The organism is Asaia spathodeae NBRC 105894 (assembly GCF_025994195.1).
Lineage (GTDB): Bacteria > Pseudomonadota > Alphaproteobacteria > Acetobacterales > Acetobacteraceae > Asaia > Asaia siamensis.
Genome location: NZ_BAPY01000005.1, coordinates 246,954 through 269,143, shown reverse-complemented (window position 1 = coordinate 269,143; position 22,190 = coordinate 246,954). Strand labels below are relative to the sequence as shown.

Sequence of the window (22,190 nt, the reverse complement as noted above, 5' to 3'; positions counted from 1 at the left end):
ATGCCCCAGCTGAAAACCCCCCTGATTGCCCCGAGCATTCTCAGTGCCGATTTTGCGTGTATGGGTGCGGAGGTCGAGGCCGTGGTGCGTGATGGGGCCGACTGGCTGCATCTCGATGTCATGGATGGGCATTTCGTACCGAACATGACCTTCGGCCCCGGCATGGTTGCCGCCCTGCGCAACCGAACGGACAAGCCCTTTGACGTGCATCTCATGATCGAGCCCGCCGATGCGTTCATCGAAGCCTTTGCCAAGGCTGGGGCGGACCATATCCATGTTCATGTGGAAAACAATCCGCATGTGCATCGCACGCTTCAGCATATCCGTGCGCTCGGCAAGAAGCCGGGTATTGCCATCTGCCCCGGCACGCCGCCCGAGGCGCTCGAATATGTGCTCGATCTGGTCGACATCATTCTGGTGATGACGGTCAATCCGGGCTTTGGCGGGCAGAAATTCCTCGAGAGCCAGGTGCCCAAGATCCGCAAGCTACGCCAGATGGCCGATGCGACGGGCCGTGATATCCGCATCGGCGTGGATGGGGGGATCGACCTCACCACCGCGTCGCTCGCAACGGGCGCTGGTGCCGATATGATGGTCGCAGGGACTTCCATCTACGGTCAGGATGATTATGCTGCTGCAATCAACTCTTTGAGACAGGCGGGGAGCCTGTCCTGATCTTCTGACCGAGGGAACCTACCGGCATGTTCGGACGCTGGGCGCGTGAAGCTCGTCTTTCATTAGCCCGGCTTCCATCGAGCGTGCCGGGCATCGCCCGTGCGCCCGATCGTCCCGTTCATGCGATACGCGATATCTGGCCGGGCAATCCTGACCATGGTGCGCTGCTGGTGAGCGGTGCGGCCCGTTTCGAAGGCCGCAACATCCCCTTGCGCGCGCATGACTGGGAATATGCCGATCTGGCCCCGGTCACGCGCGAATGGCTTCAGGGCTTCACCTGGCTGCGCGATTTGCGCGCACTTGGCAGCGACGAAGCCCGTCTCTATGCCCGCTCGATTGTCGGCAGCTGGCTCGATCAGCCACCCATCGATCCGCTGGTGCTCAACGCCCCTGCAACCGGAGCGCGACTGGCCTCCTGGCTTGGTCATTTCGATTTCTTTGCATCTTCCGCAAGCGAGGCGTTTCGTCAGAAAGTGATGGATCGCCTTCTGGTCGAGGGACGCCTGATTTCCATCATGCTGCCGCTGGCCGAGCAGGGATGGCGCAATCTGACCGCTCTCAAGGGGCTGCTCGCGGTCGCGGTGGCGATCCCGTCGCAGACCGGGTTTCTGCACCGCTTTCATCGCTATCTCGAGCAGGAACTGGATCGTCTGACGCTGCCCGATGGTACGCTGCGCGAACGGAGTCCGCAGGCGCAGATGGAAGCCGCGCGCGAACTGGCCGAAATCAGCGTGTTCATGCGTATGGCGCAGCTTTCACCTTCTGAGAAAGTACAGAACGCGCTCGCCCGTATCTGCCCGGTTCTGCGAGCCCTGCGTCATGGCGATGGCAGTCTGGCGTTGTTTCACGGCAGCAAGGAGCAGGATGACCGTCAGATAGACCGGATCATCCAGTACGGGGCACGTCAGCGCCTTCTGGCGTCATCGATGCCCGATGGCGGGTTCTGGCGTATTTCAGCAGGCAAGGCGCTTCTTTTCGTCGATGGCGCGCCTCCTGCAGGCGCCCCCCATGACGGCAATGCTCATGCCGCGCCGCTTGCGCTGGAGTTCTCGCATGGCAGGCAGCGTCTTTTCGTCAATTGTGGTGCTGCCTCGACCGGTATGTGGAAACAGGCGCTGCGCGAGACCGCCGCGCATAGCTCGCTTGTGGTTGAGGAAACCTCCTGCTGCGACTTTACCCCGGCGGGCACGATCGCCCGTCGCCCCGCCCATGTAACACTTACCCATCAGAGTCAGGATGGCGCGCACTGGGTCGATGGTCAGCATGATGGCTGGTATCCCGGTTTTGGGGCCAGCTGGCGCCGTCGGCTCTATCTCGGTCCCACAGGAGAGGATCTTCGTGGCGAGGAATGTGTCGATGGCGAACGTCGGGTGGCCTTTGCCCTGCGCTTTCATCTCCATCCCTCGGTTCAGGCCGAACTCGCCCCTGATGGGGACGAAGTACTGATGCATGCAGGCGGGATGATCTGGCGCTTTCGACAGGAGGGGGGCGTGCTCTCTCTGGAACGGAGTGTCTATGCAGGGGGTGAAAAGCCGGTAGCAAGCCACCAGATCGTCATTCGCCCGCCTGCGGCTGAGGTGGCGCCGGTGTCGACCGATAGCGATGCGGTGACAACCCCGGCTTCGCGGGAGCCCGGGGAGGCCGAAGCGGCTCCTGAGGGCGAGACAATGCCTCCCTCCCAGCCGGGAGAGCCAGGCGAAACCGGGGCTGATGCGACTGCGGATACGCAGTCTTCGACGACTGCTGGCGCGCCTGCATTGCCGGAGCTCCCTCACAGAAGTGAGCCTCTGCCTGCAAGGCAGGTCGTGCAATGGGTCATGGAGCGCGTACCGGAATGATCTGGCGCCGCAAGCGGCCTCCGAGCCGTGCCGGGGGAGAGGGCAGCAAACGTATTCTCGAAATCGCGAATGTCGATTTTGCCATGAAGCAGTTTCTGCATCCACTCATGCAGGCGCTGCGTGACGCCGGGCATCATGTGGAAGGTGGCTGTGCAGACGGGCCGCATCTCGCGACACTGCGTGAGGACGGGTTCGTGGTGCATGCGCTGCCAATGGCGCGTTCCTATTCACCCATTGCCCAGTTCCGGGCGCTTCGGGCTCTCATCCGATTGATCCGGCGCATGCAGCCGGATCTCGTTCATGGCCATATGCCCATCAGCGGGCTGCTGGCGCGTGTGGCGGCGTGGTGGTGCGGCGTCCCCTGCATCGCCTATACCTGCCACGGCTTTCTGTTCAATCAGCCAGGCTCCCTCAAGCGTCGCGCCCTGTCTTTTGTTCTCGAATGGGCCGCCGGGCAGATTACCGATCGCTACATGACCGTCTCGCATGCAGAGGCGCGCGATGCACGAAGACTGTATATTCATCGTGGGGCTCAAGGCATTGGCAATGGGCGCGATCCGGCGCGCTACAAGCCAGATGCCCAGGCGCGCGCGGAGATACGTCAGGCGCTCGGTCTGGGTGACGATCAGGTCGTGATCATCGCCGTGTCGCGTATCGTCCGGCACAAGGGCTACCCCGAATTGCTGCGCGCCATGGAGAGCGTTCCTGACGCGGTGCTCGTGATCGTCGGTGAGCGTCTGCCTTCAGATCATGGAGACATGATGGAGCAGGAATTCGCGCGTGCGACGGAAATTCTGGGGTCCCGCCTCAGATTGCTGGGCTATCGCGACGATACGCAGCGCGTGCTGGCGGCTGCCGATATCTTCACCCTGCCGAGCCATTTCGAGGGGCTGCCGATGTCGGTTATCGAGGCCATGCTGACCGGCCTGCCTGTGGTGGCAACCGATATCCGTGGCCCTGCCGAACAGATTGTGCCGGGAGAGTCCGGGCTTCTCGTGCCGCCGGGTCTCGCCGCGCCTCTGGCGGAGGCCTTGACGGAGCTGGTTCGCAATCCGTCGCGCCGTCACGCGATGGGGGAGGCTGCCCGTGCGCGTGCTGTCGCGCTCTATGACCAGAAGCGCGTGCTTGAGCGCGTGGTCGCCATTCTGAGCTGATCAGAGCCAGCCATTCTGGCGGGCGATGCGGCTGGCCTCCACACGGTTTCTGGCCCCGATCTTCTGAATGATGTCTGAAAAACAGTTGCGAAGCGTGCCGGGCGACAGGTCGAACAGCGTTGCGATCTGTTCGCTCGAACGCCCTGACTCGACCAGTCGCAGAATGGCCCGATCGCGGGAATTGAGCGGATCATGGGCCGCGTCCCAGACCTGTTGCGCGAGGGTGGGGTCTATGGCGCGCCCGCCGCGGCCGACATTGCGCAAGGCTTCGGCAAGTTGGGCAAGAGGCGCGTCTTTCAGGAGATAGCCTCTGACACCTGCATTGAGCGCCCGCTTCATATAGCCCGCCCGCGCGAAGGTGGTGACGATCACAACGACCGTATGGGCCTTGGTTGTATAAAGCTTTTCCGCCAGTTCGATGCCGCCGAGTTCAGGCATTTCGATATCGGTGAGAAGAATATCCGGGCGGAGTGTCTGCACAAGCGCGAGTGCGTCGCGCCCGTTGGTGGCTTTGCCGACGATCTCGAAATCGGGTTCCAGGGAGAGCAGGGAGACAAAGGCCTCCAGAAGCATGACCTGATCTTCAGCCAGAACAAGCCGCAGCTTCTGTCTCATGGAGCATTCCCTAGCGTGACAAGGAGCGTCGTTCCATCGCGTCGAGGGGTGATGACAAGGCTGCCGTCAAGCTCGACCAGGCGCGCACGCATGCCCGTTATACCATTCCCCTCCCGGAATGAAAGGGTGATTTCCTCCTCCGTCTCCCGCGAACGGGTGTCGCGTATTTCGAGTTCTGCCTGATCGCGGGCATTGCGCCGGAAGGTGATGCCGCATGTCTCTGCCCCGGCATGACGCAGGATATTGGTCAAGGCTTCGCGCAGCACCATGATCAGCACCGCTTCCGATCGGGGAGGCATCAATGTGGTGTCACCATTCACGGCGACAGAAATGCCAGCGTCCTGGAGCGCAAGACAGCCGTCGGCCAGTTCCTGCTTCAGGCTGGTCAGGCGTATGGCCGAGACAGCGAGCCTCGTCTCGGCAAGCGCCTGACGCGTTTTCTCGCCGATCTCATGGAGTTCGCAGGCGGCCCCCTGCGGATTATCCGGGAGGTGACGCAGGGCGAGGTCTGCCTTGAGGGCAATCAGGGTCAGGGAGTGTCCGAGCGTATCATGCAGATCACGGGCGAAACGCTTGCGCTCTGTCATGAGCGTCAGCGCCCTGATCTCCTCCTGCGCAGCCGCCAGAGCTTCGTTCTGTCTATGGAGATCCATCGACAGTCTGGTCGTGGTCAGAACGCCAAGCGCCACGACGAGAGTGATCAGACTGCCGATCAGTCCCTCATCGAGACGCCAGCTCAGGAAGCCATAAGCGGCAAGAATAGGGGCGAGGGCGCAAAAACGGGAAACGCGCGAGCGTATGGCCCCGCAGGTAGCTGCCGCCGAGATAAAGAAGATTCCCCAATATCCCCCGAACGGAATAAGCGCTGCGCCGATCAGGGCATAGACACCAGCCCGCAGACCGACCGTGAGAGCAAAGCGCCCCGGCAGGAAAGGCAGGACCAGAAAGAGCCCGGCGCCGCAGAGAAAAGCGATGACAGCGAGCGGTGTCGTGCCTCGTGCGAGCCAGGGCAGGGGATAAAGCAGAAGATAGAAGGCAAAGCTGAAGCGGCGAACCAGCGCGGCGCGGGTAAGGCGTTGCGTCTCGCTCATGAAAGCACCTGTACGTCAGGTGCTCCGGCGCGGACGGGCTCAGGCGCTGTTTCCCGAACCGCCTGGGGCGGAAGGCTTTTCATGAGACGCAGGGCTGCGCCCAGCCAGCAGGATGTCGCGGTACCGAGTCCGGCAACCAGCATGTGCCAGGGCTGAGGGAGCGCCAGAGAAAAAAGTGTGACGAGCAGAATGGCGAGGCCTGTACCGATATGGACAGGCTCTTTCATTGCCCGCCCCAATGGCAGGTAGGAGGCTCCGATCACGAGACCCGCGACGAGCAGCATGAGATCGGGTCTATGCAGGATCGACAACATTGTTCCCGCAACCATTAGCAGTATGACACGCGCGCGTCTGGTGCGGGCCGCAAGAACACGATCAATCACAAATTCCGGCCGGCCGAGAGCGAGATCGCGTGTCAGAAAACCCCAGGCAAGGGGAAGGGTGATGGCGGCAAGAAGGGTGCCACATATCCAGAGAGGCCAATTCAGCACAGCAAGGCCCCGCATCCCCCAGGCAGCAGCGAAGGCAAGCCCGCCCAGATCGGTCAGGGCATAGCGCCAGTAACGCGGGCGTTTGAAGAAGGCACCCATTTTTCGGTCTCCCATGATCGTCGTGTCACGCAGGCGATCATGGGAGAAGTTTCGATTCGGCAATAGTGTGCTGCGTCACTCCCGTGGCGTGACGCAGCATGACAGGAGGTTCATGCGCTGTGGCATCAACCCAAGCGGGCGCGAAAACAGCGTGTTACCTGTATAGGTCTGACCCTACGGGTAGACGTCAGGCCGGACGCAGCAGAAGATGGCGTTTCTTGCCTGAAGAAAGCTTGAGTACGCCCTCAACCAGATCATCAGAGGTGATGACGCGGTTCTCATCCTGTATGGGCTCGTCGTTCAGACGTGCGCCGCCACCACGGATCAGCCGTCGTGCTTCGCTGTTTGTCGCAACGAGACCAGACTCACCAAAGAGGCGGAAAGCCGGAATTCCTGTTTCCAGATCGGCTTTTGGCAGATCGCGCGAGGGCAGATCGGTCGCCAGACCGCCTGTCTCGAAAGCCTGACGCGCCGTTTCTGCCGCGGCAAGAGCGGCTTCGCGCCCGTGGCAGATTGCCGTTGCTTCTGTGGCCAGGATTTTCTTGGCTTCGTTGATCGCAGCCCCTTCCAGGGCGCCAAGGCGCTCGCATTCCTCAACCGGCAGATCCGTGAAGAATTTGAGGAAGCGCCCGACATCGGCGTCTTCTGTGTTGCGCCAGAACTGCCAGTATTCGAACACCGGAAGCTTTTCCGCGCTTAGCCAGGTAGCGCCATTGGCCGATTTGCCCATTTTCGCGCCGGATGACGTGGTGACCAGCGGCGTCGTCAGACCAAAGACCTGTTTCGAATCCGTGCGGCGTGCCAGATCGATACCGGCAACGATATTGCCCCATTGATCAGAGCCGCCCATTTGCAGAACTGCGCCATGACGACGGTTCAACTCGCGGAAATCGTAGGATTGCAGGATCGAATAGTTGAATTCGAGAAAGGTCAGGCCCTGTTCACGGTCAAGGCGCTGCCTGACGCTTTCAAAGGAAAGCATGCGGCTGATCGAGAAGTGCACGCCGACATCCTGCAGCAGCTCGATATAGGAAAGGCGATCGAGCCACTCGGCATTATTGGCCAGCATCGCATCGCTTGGGCCCGAGCCGAAGCTCAGAAACTGGCGCAGACTGACCTCGATGCCAGCCAGATTATGCGCGAGCTTTTCGGGGCTCATCAGGGCGCGTGCTTCGTCGCGAAAGGACGGATCGCCGATCTTGGCCGTGCCACCGCCCATCAGGGCAATAGGGCGATGGCCGTGGCGCTGCATCAGGCGCAGCATCATGATGGAGAGGGCGTTGCCGACATGAAGCGAGTCGGCTGTCGGGTCAAAACCGATATAGCCCGTGACCGGACCAGCGCACAGGGCGTCATCAAGAGCGGCAAGGTCGGTGCATTGGAAAATATAGCCCCGAGCGTCAGCCTCTTTCAGAAAAGGACTTTTCAGCGCGTGCTCTGCCATATCGGTCTATCCACTATCATGAGGCGGGTTGAGGCTGGGGGTCGTAGCATGAAAAGAGCGCAAAGCCGACCGTGACCACCATCAAGCGGTACGAAACCTCAATAAAAAAGGCGGGGAAAGCCCCCGCCTTTTGAAATATCTGCGCCATTGGGTGCAGATCAGTCTGCGGCAATCGCCAGAACGCGGCGGTTGCGCATCACCGTCACATGGTCTTCGAGCGCAGAAGCGACTTTTTCGGCCTCGCTTGCGAAGATATGGTTGGCGCCCTCGAAGATGCGATAATCGACCTCGACATTCTTCTGGGTGTTCAGCTTGTCGACCAGCTTGCGAATGCCTGGCTCGGGGGCCATGTCATCCTTGTCGCCCGCGATCATCAGCCCGCCGCAGGGACAGGGCGCCAGAAAGCCGAAATCATAGTCATTGGCCGGAGGGGCAACGCTGATCCAGCCGCTGATTTCCGGACGACGCATCAGAAGCTGCATGCCCACGAAGGCACCGAAGGAATACCCCGCAATCCAGAGCTCGCTGGAATTGGGATTGACCATCTGCATCCAGTCGAGAGCAGCGGCGGCATCTGAAATTTCGCCGATCCCGCCATCATAGCGCCCCTGCGAACGACCTACGCCGCGCGAGTTGTAGCGCATGACCGAAAAACCCATTTTCTCGAACGACCGATACATCGTGTAGGTGATGCGGTTGTTCATGGTGCCGCCGTGAAGCGGATGTGGATGCAAGACCAGTGCGAGCGGCGCATTCGGCTCGTCAGAATGGTGGTAGCGACCCTCCAACCGGCCATCAGGGCCGGCGAACATGACTTCAGGCATCAAAATGCTTCCGAATTGACCTCTTGCCGGCCATTTGAAGCCGGCAGAGGAATGTGTTTTTATTGTGAGAAATGAACCTGATCGCGCGAGGCTTGCACGAGAAGGGGCAAAAGACCCTCTGCGAAGCGGCTCATGATGAACGGCGCGGAAGCGTCAGCCGTACTGTACCGTGTGAACGGCTGGTCGAGGGTGAAAGCCACGAAGGGATTCGACAGGCGTTGAAACGCACATGGACAAGCTCCTCGACGGTGAGAGAATACCAGGCCGATATTCCCTGACGCGGCGCGGGCATTTTTCGGGGGGTAGAACGCCCACCGCAAACGACCGCCACGCCATCATTGGCGCAGTGTATAACGAGGCTGTAGGGTAAAATTCCACAGAAATCGTCAAGGGGCACGATTTCACCTGCGTGAGGTTTTGACTTGCACTTGCCCGGCCCAAACCGATTTATAGGCGCATGACCGTTTATCTTGACGCGAATGCTACCGAAATTCTGCGTGATGGCGCCATGGCTGCCATGCTCGATGCTGTGCGCCTTACAGGTAATCCGTCATCGGTACATGGGCCGGGCCGCGAGGCGCGCCGCCTGCTGGAATCTGCCAGGGAAACGATTGGCCGTTTCTGGAATGCCGGGCCGGAACAGGTGGTTTTCACCTCTGGCGGTACCGAGGCCAATGCACTGGCAATTCATGCTTTCGGTGAGGGCAGGCGTCTGCTGATCGGCGCAACCGAGCATGATGCCGTGCGTATGGCCTCGCCCGATCATGAAGTTCTGCCAGTATTGTCCGATGGCAGTTTGTGCCTTCAGGCGCTCGAGACGGCGCTCCAGCGCGGTGGTCCGGCACTTGTCTGCGCCATGGCTGCCAATAATGAGACGGGCATCCTGCACCCCATCGAGCCCATCAGGATGTTGTGCACGCGATATGGCGCGCTGCTTCATGTCGATGCCGTGCAATTGGCGGGGCGCCATGTCGAGGGCGAGTCAAGATTGACCGTCGAGGGGCTGGCCAGCCTCGGGATTTCCGGACACAAGGCGGGAGGCATCAAGGGGGCAGGGGCTCTTGTTCTCGGCGCCGAGGGACATGTTGCGCCCATGCTGCGTGGTGGCGGTCAGGAACGGGGGCGGCGTGGTGGCACACAGGCCCTGCCAGCCATTGCTTCCATGGCCGCTGCCTTCGAACTGGCTGCGGCGCAGGACTGGGCACCGATTGCCGCTTTGCGCGACCGTGTCGATGAGGCGGCATTATCCTGCGGGGCGATGATAACCGGAGGGGGCGGCCGTCCGCGCCTGCCCAATACGACATCGCTGATCTTGCACGGGGTTTCGGCCCAGACGCAGCTCATGATGCTCGATCTGGCAGGCTATGCGGTCTCGACCGGCTCGGCATGCTCATCAGGCAAGGTAACGGCGTCCCACGTGCTTCAGGCCATGGGGCTGGGTGACGATGCCGCCTGTGCCATCAGGGTATCGCTTCCCTGGAATGCGACAGAAAGCCAGATTGACGGGTTTATTCTGGCCTATCGGGACATGGCGGGCCGTCTGGGGAAAAAAGCGGCATGATCTATCTCGATAATCAGGCCACGACGCGCTGCGACCCGGAAGTGGTATCGGCGATGTTGCCCTGGTTCAGCGAGCATTACGGGAACCCGCATAGCGAGGGCCACAAGGCGGGTGATCTGGCTGCCGAGGCGGTTGAAAACGCCCGTGCGGCCGTGGCGTCGCTGATCGGGGCCACACCGAGAGAGATTGTCTTCACCTCCGGAGCGACCGAAGCCAATAATCTCGCCATCAAGGGCGCCGCACGCCATCTCGCACGTCAGGGCAGCGAACGTCGCCGGGTGATCACGGTCGCCACCGAGCATAAATGCGTGCTCGAATCCGTGCGAGATCTTGCTGCCGAGGGTTTCGAGCCAGTCATCCTGCCTGTCTCTCGTGACGGGCTCGTGAACGCACGGGATCTCTCTGTGGCGCTTGAGGTGCCGACGGCGCTTGTCAGTATCATGAGCGTCAATAACGAGACCGGCGTTATTCAGGATATTGAAACCCTCTCGGCCCTGACCCGTCAGGCTGGCGCGCTGTTTCATACCGATGCAGCCCAGGCTGCCGGGAAAATGAGCCTTACCTGTGCCTCGAGCGATCTGATGTCGCTTTCGGCTCATAAATTCTACGGGCCGAAAGGCATTGGCGCACTTTATGTCAGACACAAGCCACGCACGCGCTTGCAGCCGCTTTTTTCTGGCGGTGGTCAGGAGCGGGGTCTCCGTTCCGGAACGCTGCCAACGCCGTTGATCGTGGGCTTCGGTGAGGCAGCCCGGCTGGCCCAGAAAGCCCTGTCCGGGGAAGGGCCACGGCTTGAAGGCCTGCGCGCGCAGTTGCTCAAGGGGCTCGAGCGTCTGTTTCCCGGCCTCGTGGTGAATGGTGTGCAGGCGCCGCGCATAGCGGGGGCGCTCAATCTGATGTTTCCGCCCGGCTATGCAGCGCGTGACATCATGGCGGCGTTGCCTGATATCGCCCTTTCAACGGGCTCGGCGTGCAGTTCGGCCGAGATCACGCCGTCTTATGTGCTGACAGCCATGGGGCTGGATGCAAAAGACGCTGCACGATGCTTGCGTCTGTCGGTCGGACGCTTTACCTCCACGCCCGAGATCGTGCAGGCCCTCGAGGAATTCGGGGTGGCGGCACGCGAGGCCCGTCGTGCCTCGTAACGAAGAAGCAGGGTGACAAGAACATGCCTCATATGATTTTCGTCGAGCAGGACGGCAGCCGCAAGGAAGTCGATGCCCCTATCGGCCTGTCCGTGCTCGAAATCGCGCATAAGCACGATATCGAACTCGAAGGCGCCTGCGAAGGCTCGCTGGCCTGCGCTACCTGTCACGTTGTGGTCGACCCGGAATGGGCGGACAAGCTCTCTGCGCCGACGGATGACGAAGAAGACATGCTCGATCTGGCTTTCGGGCTCGAAAAGACTTCCCGTCTGGGCTGCCAGATCGTTATGACGGAAGCTCTGGACGGTCTGGTCGTGCGTCTGCCCAAGGCATCCTGAACACTGGCGGATCCCATATCGGGGTTCGCCCCTTTTTCAGACAATAGAGAGATCTCATGCGTATCCTAGTTGCCATGTCGGGAGGCGTGGACAGTTCCGTAGTGGCCGCGACCCTGAAACAGGAGGGGCATGAGGTCATTGGCGCCACGCTGCAGCTTTACGATCACGGCCAGGCTGTCTCCAAGCCGGGCGCCTGCTGTGCAGGGCGTGATATCCTCGACGCACGCGCCGTGGCAGACAGGCTCGACATCCCACATTACGTGATCGATGCCGAGGAGCGTTTCCGCAGCAGTGTGATGGCGAGCTTTGCCGACAGCTATGCGCGTGGCGAGACGCCTGTGCCCTGTGTTGCCTGCAATCAGGGCGTGAAATTTACCGATCTGCTTAGCATGGCGCGCGATCTGGGCTGCGAGGCCATGGCAACCGGCCATTATGTGCGTCGTGTCGAGGGCGAGGGGCGTGCCGAACTCCATCGCCCGGCCGATCTGTCACGCGACCAGTCATGGTTTCTGTTTGCGACCACGCAGGATCAGCTCGATTATCTTCGCTTCCCGCTTGGCGATATGCCCAACAAGGAAGCAGTGCGCCAGAAGGCGCAGGAATTCGGTCTGGCCATTGCAGCCAAGCCCGACAGTCAGGATATCTGCTTCGTGCCCTCAGGCACCTATGCGTCGGTGGTCGAGAAGCTGCGTCCCGAGACCAATGGCGCAGGCGAGATTGTCGATGAGACAGGGCGCGTGCTTGGCCAGCATGAGGGCATCGCCCGCTACACGGTCGGGCAGAGCAAGCGCCTGGGTGATATCCACACCAAGGATGGGCGACGCCAGATCGTGAAGCGTATCGACGCCACGACACGTCGTATCATCGTCGGGCCCAAGGAAAGTGCTGGTCGCATCGAGTTCGCGCTGCGCGACATGAACTGGCTGATCGAGCCGCCGCCTGAGGGCGTGCGCTGTCATGTGCAGATCAGGGCGCGCGAAGTCTCGCGTGAGGCCTGGGTCTATCCGCTTGCCGATGGCGCAAAGGTGGTGTTGGATGAACCGGCCATGCCCGCGCCGGGTCAGGCCTGCGTGCTCTATCAGGGGAGCAGGGTGCTGGGCGGGGGCTTCATTCTTTCCTGAGAGGAAGTGCCTGCCTTGGATCGTCTCGTCATCGGTACGCGCCGCTATTCTTCCTGGTCTCTCCGTGGCTGGCTGGCGGTGCGTTGTGCCGGGCTGGATGTACCCGATGAGGTGATTGCCCTGCGCGGCGCCGGACAGACGAGCGAGATCCATGCCATCTCGCCCAATGCCCTGGTACCCTATCTCGAACATCGGGGTGCGAAGGTCTGGGAAAGCCTCGCGATCTGCGAATATTGTGCTGAAATCGCGCCTTCACTCTGGCCGAGCGAACGCGTGGCCCGTGCGGCGGCACGCAGCATTGCCTCTGAGATGCATGCTGGCTTCAGGGCGTTACGTCAGGCCCTGCCCATGAATCTGGGCCGCGAGGGGCGTGTGCTGGCCGTCATGCCGGATGAGGCGCAGCGTGATATCGAGACAATCGACCGTCTGTGGAGCGTAACGCGTGGACAATTCGGCGCTTCCGGCCCGTATCTGTTCGGGGCCGATTTCACCAATGCCGACATCATGTTTGCGCCGGTCGTATCGCGCTTCACCTCCTACGGGATCGTGCTGTCACCCGTTGCCGATGCGTATCGCACCGCCGTGCTTGATCATCCACTGATGCAGGAATGGCATCGCCTTGCCGCGCTCGAGCCCATCGAGTGGCAGCTCGATCGCTATGAAAGCATTGCCTGAGGCGCTGCGGAACCCGGAGTAGTTCCCGGGTTCCCGTTGTGTCTAACCGGGAGAAGCGGGGTCATCGTTTCTCCCCCCGACCGATCGGTCTGGCATTGCGGTATTACCAGATCAGGACTGCATGGTCCTTCATCGAGTATCGTGAAAATCAGATCAATAAAACGCGGCTGTCAGCATTCTGTTGTGCACGCAACAGAGACTTGCCGGTTACGATGTGGGATTATTATTTCGTCGAGAAATAAATCCTGTTCGAAATTTATATGATATTTTTATTTCACTCGCTTGTTTGCGGGATTTCTTTATTCAGTCAGAGACGGCGAACGCTATTTTTTCAATTCAGACTTGGCGAACGTTGCGCGTCCAGTTATAAGCCGCGCCAAACGAGCCATGCCGACATGCTCAGGATACGGGTTCGGCCCAAGTTCCCATCCAGAAGGCAATGCGGGGCGGCGCGGCCCAAGCGACTTGCGTTAAGGACAGACGTGCATGATCACGCTCCCACCGGATTATCGGCCCTCTGACGAAGAAGAATTCATGAATCCGCTTCATGTGGAGTTCTTCAAACAGAAGTTGCTCCGCTGGCGCAATGATCTGCTCAAGGAAGCCAATCTGACGCTTGCCAGTCTTTCCGAAGGCGGCATTCATGAAGCCGATGTGACCGACCGTGCGAGCGTCGAAACCGATCGCGCCCTCGAGTTGCGCACCCGTGACCGCGCCCGCAAGCTGATTGGCAAGATCAATCTGGCCCTTCAGCGCGTCGAGAACGGGTCTTACGGCTATTGTGAGGAAACCGGTGAGCCGATCGGCCTGAAGCGCCTTGAAGCACGTCCCATCGCGACCATGACAATTGAAGCGCAGGAGCGTCATGAGCGTATGGAAAAAATTCACCGCGACGACTGATTCTTTTGAAAAAAAGCGCTTTCGGGGCTTGCGGCTTTCGGGCTGAGAAGCTACGAAGCGCTCCAGTTGCTGCTGTAGCTCAGTGGTAGAGCACTCCCTTGGTAAGGGAGAGGTCGCGAGTTCAATCCTCGCTAGCAGCACCATGATTTTTCTGATAATTTGATAAAAGCGTATGAGCAGTCTCTCGTCCAATCGGACGAGAAAACGTTGCACCTCCGCTGCTCAGCCCGGCAGATCTAACATGCCGGGCTCGCTTAACACCTCCCCATACCATCATGCTGTCAGAGCAAGCCGGGCGATCATGCCCGAGCGGGTCTTGTTTTCTTCTTTTGCGCGGCGGTCCAGGCGGGCCAGAATGCGGCGTGGCAAGGTGATATTGATCTGCTCGGCTGAGTCATCGAACAACGCCGGGTTGATGGCCGCAAAGCCCCAAACCCATTCCGGCCCGCGCCACCCGCTGCCAGCGCGAAGCTCGTCGAGCGACGAAGGGCGGGGCACGTTCTGGCCATTCTCGATGGCGTCCTCAATCCATAATGTGATGGCCTCCGCAGCGCCGCTCACGGCTTCATCGAAGGTATCGCCTGCCGAGAAGCAGCCCGGCAGATCAGGCACAATCACGCCGAACGCCTGGGTTTCCGAGCCTGTCTCGATAACGATGGGGTAATTCACTGGTCTTCTCCGTTGCCGGGCTATTTCAGCTCGGTCTGCTTTCGTATTGCGTGGACGAGGCCCTTGCCGAGTGCCTTTTTAGGGTGGGGGACCGTGATCGAAAGCCTGTGGTCCTTGTGTCGGAATATGTGATGTGAACCTCGGCATCTTGTTTCTTCTTATCCTGCTTTCTCCAGCTCTCGGATCAGTTGGGCGCTATTCATGAATTCTCCATGCGCACGATGTGTATGAAGCGTAAAAGAGAAACTGCGTATTCTATGTATCGAACAAAAACGCCGCCTCGGCTGGCATTACCCGTTGCTGATCAGAACTTCGCCGACCCTTCGTCGACCGATCGCACATGATGTGACGGAATAAGACGTTTTGAATGAGTCGATCTGGAAGGCGGCGAAGGTTTCGCGCATTTCCGGGCGATCATTCGACGAGAGGATAAAGCGGCCCTTAACGCCTGCCAAGATGCCCGCGAAGCCCTCGAAATTAGAGCGCGCGAAGGGCGCCACGTAATAGCGTTTACAGCCCCATTAAGGCGGATCGAGATAAAAGAGCGTTTCGGGCCGGTCATACCGCGAGAGGATCTCGCTATAGGGCAGGCATTCGATCACAACGCGGCTCAATCGCTGATGCCCGTTAGCCAAGGAACTGCCACGCATCTGCACGTCGAACCTCGACAGACCGAGGGAAATCCCCAATCTTGGACGCCTGACCTTGCCGCCTAGATAGGGGGCGACAGGTTTGACGGCCGGAGATCGGACCCCATCAGATTGTTACTCGATAAGAGCCCCGCCGCTGCAGCGGTTGGCTGGGCAGGTTTTCCTGTGGATGTTTTCGTCACCTAGCTTTTTCTCCCATACCCAAAATCCCAAATGTGTATATTAATACACATTTGGGATCGGAAAATCATAAGGAGGATCGAGGCTGAACGATGGGTTTTCGTCGTAGTCTAGGGGAGTCATTGTCAGTTCGAGCATCCCATCCACTCCAGACGCGCCACCGTAGTTCGTCTCAAGAGAGATACCCCTCTCGGAACCTTAGAAAAGCATAGAGAAGCACCCCGGAGTGACACGGAAATGACCGCCTATACGGCCCTCATCCACAAAGACCCCGAAAGCGATTTCGGGGTGAGTTTCCCCGATTTTCCGGGCTGCACCACGGTCGGACGATCTTTGGAAGAAGCCCGCACCCTCGCGCAGGAGGCTCTCGAATTTCATATTGAAGAGATGAACAAAGACGGCGCTGCTCTCCCCGCGCCTTTGTCGCTGGATACCATCATGCAAAAACCTGATTTTGCCGATGGCGTCGCCTTTCTCGTGACGGTCCGCACGCCCGGCCGCACGGTGCGAGTCAACGTGACCCTTGACGAAACCCTTCTCGAAGCGATCGCCTCAGTAAGCCGCAACCGCTCCAGATTTCTCGCCGAGGCGGCGTGGGAAAAGATCGAACGACAGAGGGGCGCTGAGTAAAATCTGTGGTCCTGCGTTCTTTCTTTTGATGGACTCGTTGCGAATGTTCCCGTTCTGTTCGCAACGTGACGCAGCCTCGATCACATCATCCTGCCCTAGGTTCAAAACTCGTGGCGATGCCCTCCCGGCTCGCTGCAAAGTGGAATTAATGGATGCATTCAGGCTGCAGCTGCGGGGCCTGCAGCACTTCGCCGGTGAAACGCGATATCGAGACGCGTCCCGATATCGCGCATGGCAGGGTCAAAGATATTGCCGAGCGCCTGAGGTGCGAATTCTGCGCAAGGCCGCTCAGCGATGTGTCACTCTCTGACGTGCCAGAACGTGGCCCGTTTGTGGGGAGATGGCGCTTTCCCTTAGTGCTTTGTAAGCGCACCGAACTGTGATCACGACGGATTACAAGGTCTATTGGCACTAAAACAAAAAGAGAACCCCTTCACGTCTCATGCAACGAATCGACCTACAAATTGGGTAAAGATCAACTCAATCAGCTGCTTGAGTTGGTTGACACCCAGATGTCGAGTTGGTTGACACCCGGAATTTGGAGCGGGCGCCCCGTCTGTGATATTTCATCAATTGATCAGCGAAGGGGCCGGATTGCAGTCCAACCCCTTCGTCCACCAAAGCGGATGCAACCGCTCGGGTGGGATACGCTTGACCTAACGCGGGCGGTCTACGCCCGTGAAGTGATATCAGTCAATGGGCGGTTGCGAATTTCATAGGATATGAACTCGTGAACCGAAACTCCAGTGCGCGAAAACCATCGCGCGCCCTCTCACAAGATGACGCTATCATCATCATAAAGCGCTTGAAAGCGGGAGAATTCCAAAATCGCATCGCAGCGGGTTTCGACGTAAACCAAGGCAGGATAAGTCAAATCAAGACTGGTATCCTGTTTCCGAATCTCGAACGCCCTACTGAATGGCGAAAAACTGACGACTGACGGAAGGGCGCTTAGGCGCCCTTTCTATTGATACCTGCACTTGCTTGCGATGCGCCCTCACTTGGTCCCGCAGGCCGTTCCAGCGGGTTGTCTGGGGTTACGAGTTGGGTCGGATCTCGGCAGCGAGTGCTGCTTGATCTGCCATCGGATAAGGCACGAGGGCCGGGTACGGCACATATTGCACCGGCGAGCAGCCGGTGAGCGCCATAATGGCCAGGGGAACGAGCCGCATCACGCTGGTCCATCCCTGAGCTTGGCAGTACCATTTTCCTTGAAAGGAAAAGCACTCAGACAACCAGCCCCACCGGCTTGGTTGTTTTTTGTCGTTTGTGCTGCTTGCGGCAGGTTATGCCTTGCCGGAGCAAGACATAACCCATTGTCAGCTCAGAGAATGCCGCCCGAGATCGGCAGGGTCACGCCCGTGATATAGCTCGAATCCTCGCTCAGCAGGAATGCGACTGTTCCGGGAATTTCCTCGATATCGCCAAGGCGACGCATCGGCACGCCAGCCACCATTTCAACCTTCACCTTCTCGGGGTCGGTCGAGAAATACTGGGTGTTGGTTGCGGCCTGAAGTTCGGTCTGGCGGTCCCACATGAAGCCGGGGCCCATAAGGGCAGGGGCAATTCCGTTGACACGGATATTATGCGGGGCGAGATCCTTTGAGGCCACCTGCGTGAGGCCGACCACACCGAATTTCGATGAGCCGTAGGCAGCCATGTTGGGCGGTCCCTGCAGGCCAGCCATGCTGGCCGTATTCACGATGCTGCCCGAGCGGCGCTCGACCATGCGGCGCGACACGGCGCGCAACACGTGAAAGGCGCCCACGAGATCGATATTCACGACGCGCTGGAAATCTTCGACCGGATAATCCTGAACCGGCGCGAAGGCCCCCTGATAACCGGCATTGTTGAACAGGAAATCGATCGGTCCGACCGTTTTCTCGGCGTATTCCACGGCTTCTTCGACGCTGGCGTAGTTCGTGACATCGCAGACAACCGTCTTCACCTTCACGCCGTGCTCGGCAAAGCCCTTGGCCACGTCATCGAGCTTGGCCTGATCGAGATCAAGCAGCACTACATGGCTGCCTTCCTTTGCAAGGCGTCGGGCGACGGCCAGGCCGATATTCCCTGCGGCACCAGTCACAAGGGCGGTCTTGCCTGCGAAGCGTTTCGTATCACTCATTGATTGTTTTTCCTTCGAGGCCTGCGCCAGATCGACGATCCCGCGCAAGCGAAACGACGCCGCCCCGCAAGGAGGCGGCGGACATTATCTGTTAACTATCCAGAAGCCTTTCGGTCGCATCGGCCTGGATCAAAGTGTCTTGAGCATGCCGCCATCGACGAAATAGGACGATCCTACGCTGTACGAGGCCTTGTCCGAGCACAGAAATACAAAGAAATTGGCCAGTTCTTCCGGTGAGCCGAAGCGCTTGATGGGGGCATGTTCGTCAGCCACTGACTGCAGATAGCCTTCCCAGTCGCCGCCTCTCTCGCTTGTGAGTTGCTTTGCAGTCTTTACCCAGTCGGGCGTCAGGATCAGGCCCGGATTGACGCAATTCACCCGGATATTGTCTTTGATCACTTCGGTCGCGAGCGTTTTCGAGAACATCATCAATGCGGCCTTGGTGACGTTATAGATCGGCTCGTACCACAGAGGCTGCGCGGCACAGATCGAGGCGTTGTGGATGATGGCACCACCACCTCGTTTTTTCATGCCTGGCACGAGACCGCGTGCCAGGCGCACCGCCGCCATCACATGCAGCTCCCAGTAAAACTGCCATTTGTCATCGGGCGCTTCCATGATCGTCTCGTTCGAGCCGGTGCCTGCATTGTTGATCAGGATATCCGCACCACCAAAGGCCTCGTCGATCTGGCGAACCACGCTCTCGACACCCTCGGCCGTTGCGACATCGGCAGAAACGGGCAGGCAGCGCACGCCATGGGTTTCGGCCAGCTGGCGGGCGGCGCTTTCCAGCCTACCCTTGTCGCGGGCGACCATGACGATATGGGCGCCCTCACGGGCTAGGCCCTCGGCCACAGCCAGACCAATTCCGACGCTACCGCCTGTTACGACCGCTACCTTGTTTTTCAGGCCCAGATCCATCTTGTCGCTCCTTTGTGAGACTGAGGTGGCCCGAAACGGTCCACCGGATGGCTGCGACTGAACGGGGATATTCGTCTTTGCAAAAGGGGGGAGGGCGAACACGATGAAGTGTCATCGAACACGCCACAGTGAGGTGGCCAGAAAGCGTTCCTGATCGAGGTGTCAAAAAGTGTTTTTGCGCTGAAACAGCGAATTTTACCTAGCGCACCATCGGAGAGCCCCTTGGTGGGCTGATGGGACTCATTTGCCTTCTGGGGGCAGTGGCACGGCCGGGCGGCGGGCGATGCAGAGTCAGAAAGAGCATGCTTTCGGGGAAGGCTTCCATTGGTCCAACGATCGGGCGTGCTCTGTCAGCGGAGGCCCATGGTGTCTGGGCAGCGGCGGGATGGGTTGTCCCGCCTCGTATATGGCTGTCAGGAAGATGGCCAAGGCGTCCTTCAAGCACACGCTCTCGGAAAGAGAGTGTCTCTTGCTGCGGTGCCGATGGCAGAGGGAAGGGATGCCCTCTGTCGCTGACAGCCGGTCGCTGGGGTGCGACGGCACGAAATGTCGCGATTGCTCCCGCTCGCGTTTACCTGCCCAGCCTTGAAGGCAAGCGGCTTGCCGGTGTGGGCTTGCTGAGCAGCTTCTGGATCGCGCAAACAGCAGAAAACAGGGTCTGACAAACAGACTCGCAGGCAAGGTGTATGATGGCTGAAATAGACGCCGCGATTTCCGGAATGATCAGCGAGCCGATATCGGATTGGACAGCGCGGAGTACCGGAAGTCCTCCTCGGGTTTCTTTTGAGTTCTTTCCGCCCAGGAGCGGTCAGGCTACTGAAAATCTCATCGACGTCGCCATGCGGCTTGCCCGCTACACGCCGGAATTCATGTCCATAACCTATGGCGCTGGCGGCGCGGCTCAGGAGCGCACCCGTGTTGTTGCGTCAGCGCTGCGGGCGCGGGTTGCCACACCCATTGCCGCGCATCTGACCTGTGTCGGGGCAACACGCCGCGAAATTGACGCGGTTGCCGAGGCGTTCTGGCAGGACGGCATATGTTCCATCGTGGCGCTACGTGGCGACGTACCTGATGGAGGTGCCTATATCCCTCACGACGAGGGGTATCGAGATGCAGCAGAACTGGTGGCGGGGTTGCGGCAGGCGCATGATTTCGAGATTTCGGTTGCGGCCTATCCGGAGCCTCATCCCGACAGCCGGGGCGAAAAAGAGGATCTCGCTTATCTGCGTCGGAAATGGGAAGCTGGCGCGACACGTGCCCTGACGCAGTTCTTCTTCGAGCCTGAGCCTTTTCTGCGTCTGCGCGACCGTGTTGCTGCAGCGGGTATCGGTATTGACCTCGTGCCCGGTATTCTGCCTGTTGGGACTATGGCCCAGACGCGCAAATTTGCCGCGCAATGCGGCACGACCCTGCCGCCCTGGCTTGAGCGCCGCTTTGTCGGGCTCGATAAAGACCCCGTGACGACAGGGATGGTCAGCACGGCGCTTGCCGCTTCTCTGTGTTTCGAGCTTCAACGCGAAGGGGTGGCCGATTTTCATTTCTATACACTCAACCGTGCTGAACCGAGCATCGCGCTCTGCGCGCTTCTGGGTAGAGTTCCGGTTGCAGTGGAAGAGGCGCAAGCCTGAAATGTCATCGACGCGTGGCAGAGTGCTCATTACACAAACTCAAGGCAGGAGATCGTGATCATGACCCTCATTTCAACGCGCGCTACCAGTGCCGGAACCTTGCTGCTGGTTTGTCTTGCCCTTGCCGGGTGTGGAGGAAAGCCTCCCAGACAGGAGCGAGCAGGTATGGCCAATCCGGCATCGGTCTATTGCAAGGAGCAGGGTGGCAAGCTCGAGATCAGACATGAGAAAGAGGGAGAGGTGGGTTATTGTCACCTTCCTTATGGACGCATTGTCGAAGAATGGGTGTTGTGGCGGGCCGGTCATCATGGAGCGCACGCGCCTGTGCCATGAAGCCTGACGCGCCATATAACGTCGGGCGGGTGAAGTGCCGAGGATGTGAAGAGCAGCGTTGAACAGCAGCGCGCGGCAATCGTTAAAGACATGGGAGCAGGCGCTCCCGCGCCGTGAATGTTTTAGCTTACGGGCTTTTCAAGCCTTAGAGCAGTCAATTGCCCAGACCCGCTCCGGTGTCTGGCCATGTGACGGAGGCGTTTCGGCAGGTTTTTTGACGTTATGAGGGAATGAATGCCCGCCCCCAACTTGCCCGGCCATCTGGTTACCACCCCGCAGATTTCTGTACGCGGTGTCATTTTCGATATGGATGGACTGCTTCTCGACAGTGAGACACTGGCGATGGAGGCCTTGATCTGTGCCGGTCGTGATCTCGGTTACGATCTGACACTCGCTTTCTGCAAGCGCATGATCGGGGTGCCTGAAGATGGCTGTGCCGCTCTGTTGCGTGACGCCTTTGGAAATGCCTTTCCGTCAGAGCAGTTTTTCGCCCTGCAGGCGGAGCATCTGCGCCGGTTCATCAGTGACGGACGCCTCGCGGTCAAGCCTGGCGTTGTTGCGCTGCTTGACCTTCTGGATGCGCGGCATATTCCCCGGGCTATCGCCACGTCTTCGGGGCGCGATCGCACTGAAGACCAGTTGCGTCGGGTTGCGCTTATCGATCGGTTTGACGCTATCGTAAGCCGTGACGATGTCACACGCGGCAAGCCTGCGCCCGACCCCTATCTTGTCGCGGCCTCGCGCATCGGTGTGGCTCCCGAGCTCTGTCTGGCTCTGGAAGATTCGACGAATGGCGCTCATGCCGCCCTTGCGGCGGGAATGCGCGTCATTGTGGTGCCCGATATGATTGAGCCAACCGAAGAGATAAGGGAAAAAGCCCTTGCAATCGTGAGTGATCTCGCTGTCGTGCAGGACTATCTCATGCGCTACGCCCGCTGACGCATCGGGCGAGATCCCTGATTTTTCCTGCAATGCACCAGCGCCGATTATCCGGAGCAGCTTCGCGCTGCGGAATGAGCGCTTCAGCTGAGGCCAATCACTGCAATCCGCGGCATTTTGCTAGCGACGCCCCTTTTTTCGTTC

General features: G+C 59.6%; 22 protein-coding genes, 1 tRNA gene and 1 pseudogene. 14 read left to right on the top strand and 10 right to left on the bottom strand.

Going from position 1 to position 22,190, the window contains the following annotated elements; translation table 11 throughout:
• Genes rpe through AA105894_RS05800 form a run of 3 tightly spaced genes read left to right on the top strand, consistent with a single transcriptional unit; the run spans position 1 to position 3,667 of the window.
• Complete coding sequence (gene rpe / locus AA105894_RS05810; protein WP_188424828.1) at positions 1-675, top strand: ribulose-phosphate 3-epimerase; 675 nt, start codon at positions 1-3, stop codon at positions 673-675.
• Positions 676-701: 26 nt separating this feature from the next.
• A complete protein-coding gene (locus AA105894_RS05805) occupies positions 702-2,513 on the top strand; it encodes a heparinase II/III family protein (RefSeq protein ID WP_267310870.1) in 1,812 nt (603 codons plus the stop codon).
• A complete protein-coding gene (locus AA105894_RS05800) occupies positions 2,510-3,667 on the top strand; it encodes a glycosyltransferase family 4 protein (RefSeq protein ID WP_267310869.1) in 1,158 nt (385 codons plus the stop codon). The genes AA105894_RS05805 and AA105894_RS05800 overlap by 4 nt, the downstream gene beginning before the upstream one ends.
• On the opposite strand, the gene AA105894_RS05795 is transcribed toward AA105894_RS05800, so the two are convergent.
• From AA105894_RS05795 to AA105894_RS05775, 5 genes are all read right to left on the bottom strand, one after another.
• Positions 3,668-4,282, bottom strand: a complete 615-nt coding sequence (locus tag AA105894_RS05795; protein WP_267310868.1) for a response regulator transcription factor — start codon at positions 4,280-4,282, stop codon at positions 3,668-3,670.
• On the bottom strand, positions 4,279-5,373 hold the full coding sequence (locus AA105894_RS05790) for a sensor histidine kinase (RefSeq protein WP_267310867.1): 1,095 nt from the start codon (positions 5,371-5,373) through the stop codon (positions 4,279-4,281). Before AA105894_RS05790 ends, AA105894_RS05795 begins: the two co-directional genes overlap by 4 nt.
• Positions 5,370-5,963: a hypothetical protein gene (locus tag AA105894_RS05785; protein WP_267310866.1), complete on the bottom strand. Its 594-nt coding sequence runs from the start codon at positions 5,961-5,963 to the stop codon at positions 5,370-5,372. The genes AA105894_RS05790 and AA105894_RS05785 overlap by 4 nt, the downstream gene beginning before the upstream one ends.
• A gap of 187 nt (positions 5,964-6,150) precedes the next feature.
• Positions 6,151-7,407 (bottom strand): tyrosine--tRNA ligase, encoded by a 1,257-nt coding sequence (tyrS, locus tag AA105894_RS05780; protein WP_267310865.1) that lies wholly within the window; start codon positions 7,405-7,407, stop codon positions 6,151-6,153.
• A gap of 158 nt (positions 7,408-7,565) precedes the next feature.
• Positions 7,566-8,231, bottom strand: a complete 666-nt coding sequence (locus tag AA105894_RS05775; RefSeq protein ID WP_025841477.1) for an alpha/beta hydrolase — start codon at positions 8,229-8,231, stop codon at positions 7,566-7,568.
• Between the two features lie 457 nt (positions 8,232-8,688).
• On the opposite strand from AA105894_RS05775, the gene AA105894_RS05770 reads away from it, so the two are divergent.
• From AA105894_RS05770 to AA105894_RS05740, 7 genes are all read left to right on the top strand, one after another.
• Positions 8,689-9,792, top strand: a complete 1,104-nt coding sequence (locus tag AA105894_RS05770; protein ID WP_267310864.1) for a cysteine desulfurase family protein — start codon at positions 8,689-8,691, stop codon at positions 9,790-9,792.
• Positions 9,789-10,937 (top strand): cysteine desulfurase family protein, encoded by a 1,149-nt coding sequence (locus tag AA105894_RS05765; RefSeq protein ID WP_267310863.1) that lies wholly within the window; start codon positions 9,789-9,791, stop codon positions 10,935-10,937. The genes AA105894_RS05770 and AA105894_RS05765 overlap by 4 nt, the downstream gene beginning before the upstream one ends.
• A gap of 23 nt (positions 10,938-10,960) precedes the next feature.
• Positions 10,961-11,275 (top strand): ferredoxin family 2Fe-2S iron-sulfur cluster binding protein, encoded by a 315-nt coding sequence (locus tag AA105894_RS05760; protein ID WP_188424847.1) that lies wholly within the window; start codon positions 10,961-10,963, stop codon positions 11,273-11,275.
• Positions 11,276-11,331: 56 nt separating this feature from the next.
• Positions 11,332-12,396 carry a tRNA 2-thiouridine(34) synthase MnmA gene (gene mnmA / locus AA105894_RS05755; RefSeq protein WP_267310862.1) on the top strand — a complete coding sequence of 355 codons (1,065 nt, stop codon included), beginning with the start codon at positions 11,332-11,334 and terminating at the stop codon, positions 12,394-12,396.
• Between the two features lie 6 nt (positions 12,397-12,402).
• A complete protein-coding gene (locus AA105894_RS05750; protein WP_267310861.1) occupies positions 12,403-13,071 on the top strand; it encodes a glutathione S-transferase family protein in 669 nt (222 codons plus the stop codon).
• A 486-nt stretch (positions 13,072-13,557) separates the two neighbouring features.
• Positions 13,558-13,971: an RNA polymerase-binding protein DksA gene (dksA, locus tag AA105894_RS05745; protein WP_188424860.1), complete on the top strand. Its 414-nt coding sequence runs from the start codon at positions 13,558-13,560 to the stop codon at positions 13,969-13,971.
• Between the two features lie 68 nt (positions 13,972-14,039).
• A tRNA-Thr gene (locus AA105894_RS05740) sits at positions 14,040-14,114 on the top strand.
• Between the two features lie 130 nt (positions 14,115-14,244).
• Here the strand turns inward: AA105894_RS05740 and AA105894_RS05735 are convergent.
• The 3 genes and pseudogenes from AA105894_RS05735 to AA105894_RS05725 form a co-directional block, all read right to left on the bottom strand.
• Positions 14,245-14,640: a type II toxin-antitoxin system HicB family antitoxin gene (locus tag AA105894_RS05735; protein ID WP_267310860.1), complete on the bottom strand. Its 396-nt coding sequence runs from the start codon at positions 14,638-14,640 to the stop codon at positions 14,245-14,247.
• A 20-nt stretch (positions 14,641-14,660) separates the two neighbouring features.
• Positions 14,661-14,783: pseudogene (locus AA105894_RS05730) on the bottom strand (type II toxin-antitoxin system HicA family toxin); the annotation flags it as partial.
• A 378-nt stretch (positions 14,784-15,161) separates the two neighbouring features.
• On the bottom strand, positions 15,162-15,290 hold the full coding sequence (locus AA105894_RS05725; RefSeq protein ID WP_267310859.1) for a hypothetical protein: 129 nt from the start codon (positions 15,288-15,290) through the stop codon (positions 15,162-15,164).
• Between the two features lie 417 nt (positions 15,291-15,707).
• Between AA105894_RS05725 and AA105894_RS05720 the strand changes: the two genes are divergently transcribed.
• Entirely contained in the window at positions 15,708-16,100 is a 393-nt protein-coding gene (locus AA105894_RS05720) for a type II toxin-antitoxin system HicB family antitoxin (protein WP_267310858.1), read from the top strand.
• Positions 16,101-17,424: 1,324 nt separating this feature from the next.
• Here AA105894_RS05720 and AA105894_RS05715 read toward each other — a convergent pair.
• Together AA105894_RS05715 and AA105894_RS05710 are read right to left on the bottom strand one after the other, a co-directional pair.
• On the bottom strand, positions 17,425-18,225 hold the full coding sequence (locus tag AA105894_RS05715) for an SDR family NAD(P)-dependent oxidoreductase (protein WP_188424861.1): 801 nt from the start codon (positions 18,223-18,225) through the stop codon (positions 17,425-17,427).
• Positions 18,226-18,354: 129 nt separating this feature from the next.
• Positions 18,355-19,146 carry an SDR family NAD(P)-dependent oxidoreductase gene (locus AA105894_RS05710; protein ID WP_267310857.1) on the bottom strand — a complete coding sequence of 264 codons (792 nt, stop codon included), beginning with the start codon at positions 19,144-19,146 and terminating at the stop codon, positions 18,355-18,357.
• A 686-nt stretch (positions 19,147-19,832) separates the two neighbouring features.
• Between AA105894_RS05710 and AA105894_RS05705 the strand changes: the two genes are divergently transcribed.
• From AA105894_RS05705 to AA105894_RS05695, 3 genes are all read left to right on the top strand, one after another.
• A complete protein-coding gene (locus AA105894_RS05705; protein ID WP_373316736.1) occupies positions 19,833-20,774 on the top strand; it encodes a methylenetetrahydrofolate reductase in 942 nt (313 codons plus the stop codon).
• 60 nt (positions 20,775-20,834) lie between these two features.
• Entirely contained in the window at positions 20,835-21,107 is a 273-nt protein-coding gene (locus AA105894_RS05700) for a putative hemolysin (protein ID WP_267310856.1), read from the top strand.
• A gap of 234 nt (positions 21,108-21,341) precedes the next feature.
• Positions 21,342-22,046, top strand: a complete 705-nt coding sequence (locus AA105894_RS05695; protein WP_267310855.1) for an HAD family hydrolase — start codon at positions 21,342-21,344, stop codon at positions 22,044-22,046.
• Positions 22,047-22,190 lie beyond the last annotated feature (144 nt).

Coding starts and splice junctions, on each gene's coding strand:
- AA105894_RS05720 (WP_267310858.1), top strand. CDS start 15,708: ATGACCGCCTATACGGCCCTCATCCACAAAGACCCCGAAAGCGATTTC.
- AA105894_RS05715 (WP_188424861.1), bottom strand. CDS start 18,225: ATGAGTGATACGAAACGCTTCGCAGGCAAGACCGCCCTTGTGACTGGT.
- AA105894_RS05770 (WP_267310864.1), top strand. CDS start 8,689: ATGACCGTTTATCTTGACGCGAATGCTACCGAAATTCTGCGTGATGGC.
- dksA (WP_188424860.1), top strand. CDS start 13,558: ATGATCACGCTCCCACCGGATTATCGGCCCTCTGACGAAGAAGAATTC.
- AA105894_RS05710 (WP_267310857.1), bottom strand. CDS start 19,146: ATGGATCTGGGCCTGAAAAACAAGGTAGCGGTCGTAACAGGCGGTAGC.
- rpe (WP_188424828.1), top strand. CDS start 1: ATGCCCCAGCTGAAAACCCCCCTGATTGCCCCGAGCATTCTCAGTGCC.
- AA105894_RS05695 (WP_267310855.1), top strand. CDS start 21,342: ATGCCCGCCCCCAACTTGCCCGGCCATCTGGTTACCACCCCGCAGATT.
- AA105894_RS05800 (WP_267310869.1), top strand. CDS start 2,510: ATGATCTGGCGCCGCAAGCGGCCTCCGAGCCGTGCCGGGGGAGAGGGC.
- AA105894_RS05805 (WP_267310870.1), top strand. CDS start 702: ATGTTCGGACGCTGGGCGCGTGAAGCTCGTCTTTCATTAGCCCGGCTT.
- AA105894_RS05790 (WP_267310867.1), bottom strand. CDS start 5,373: ATGAGCGAGACGCAACGCCTTACCCGCGCCGCGCTGGTTCGCCGCTTC.
- AA105894_RS05760 (WP_188424847.1), top strand. CDS start 10,961: ATGCCTCATATGATTTTCGTCGAGCAGGACGGCAGCCGCAAGGAAGTC.
- AA105894_RS05705 (WP_373316736.1), top strand. CDS start 19,833: ATGATGGCTGAAATAGACGCCGCGATTTCCGGAATGATCAGCGAGCCG.
- AA105894_RS05785 (WP_267310866.1), bottom strand. CDS start 5,963: ATGGGTGCCTTCTTCAAACGCCCGCGTTACTGGCGCTATGCCCTGACC.
- AA105894_RS05725 (WP_267310859.1), bottom strand. CDS start 15,290: ATGCGTGGCAGTTCCTTGGCTAACGGGCATCAGCGATTGAGCCGCGTT.
- mnmA (WP_267310862.1), top strand. CDS start 11,332: ATGCGTATCCTAGTTGCCATGTCGGGAGGCGTGGACAGTTCCGTAGTG.
- AA105894_RS05775 (WP_025841477.1), bottom strand. CDS start 8,231: ATGCCTGAAGTCATGTTCGCCGGCCCTGATGGCCGGTTGGAGGGTCGC.
- tyrS (WP_267310865.1), bottom strand. CDS start 7,407: ATGGCAGAGCACGCGCTGAAAAGTCCTTTTCTGAAAGAGGCTGACGCT.
- AA105894_RS05795 (WP_267310868.1), bottom strand. CDS start 4,282: ATGAGACAGAAGCTGCGGCTTGTTCTGGCTGAAGATCAGGTCATGCTT.
- AA105894_RS05700 (WP_267310856.1), top strand. CDS start 20,835: ATGACCCTCATTTCAACGCGCGCTACCAGTGCCGGAACCTTGCTGCTG.
- AA105894_RS05765 (WP_267310863.1), top strand. CDS start 9,789: ATGATCTATCTCGATAATCAGGCCACGACGCGCTGCGACCCGGAAGTG.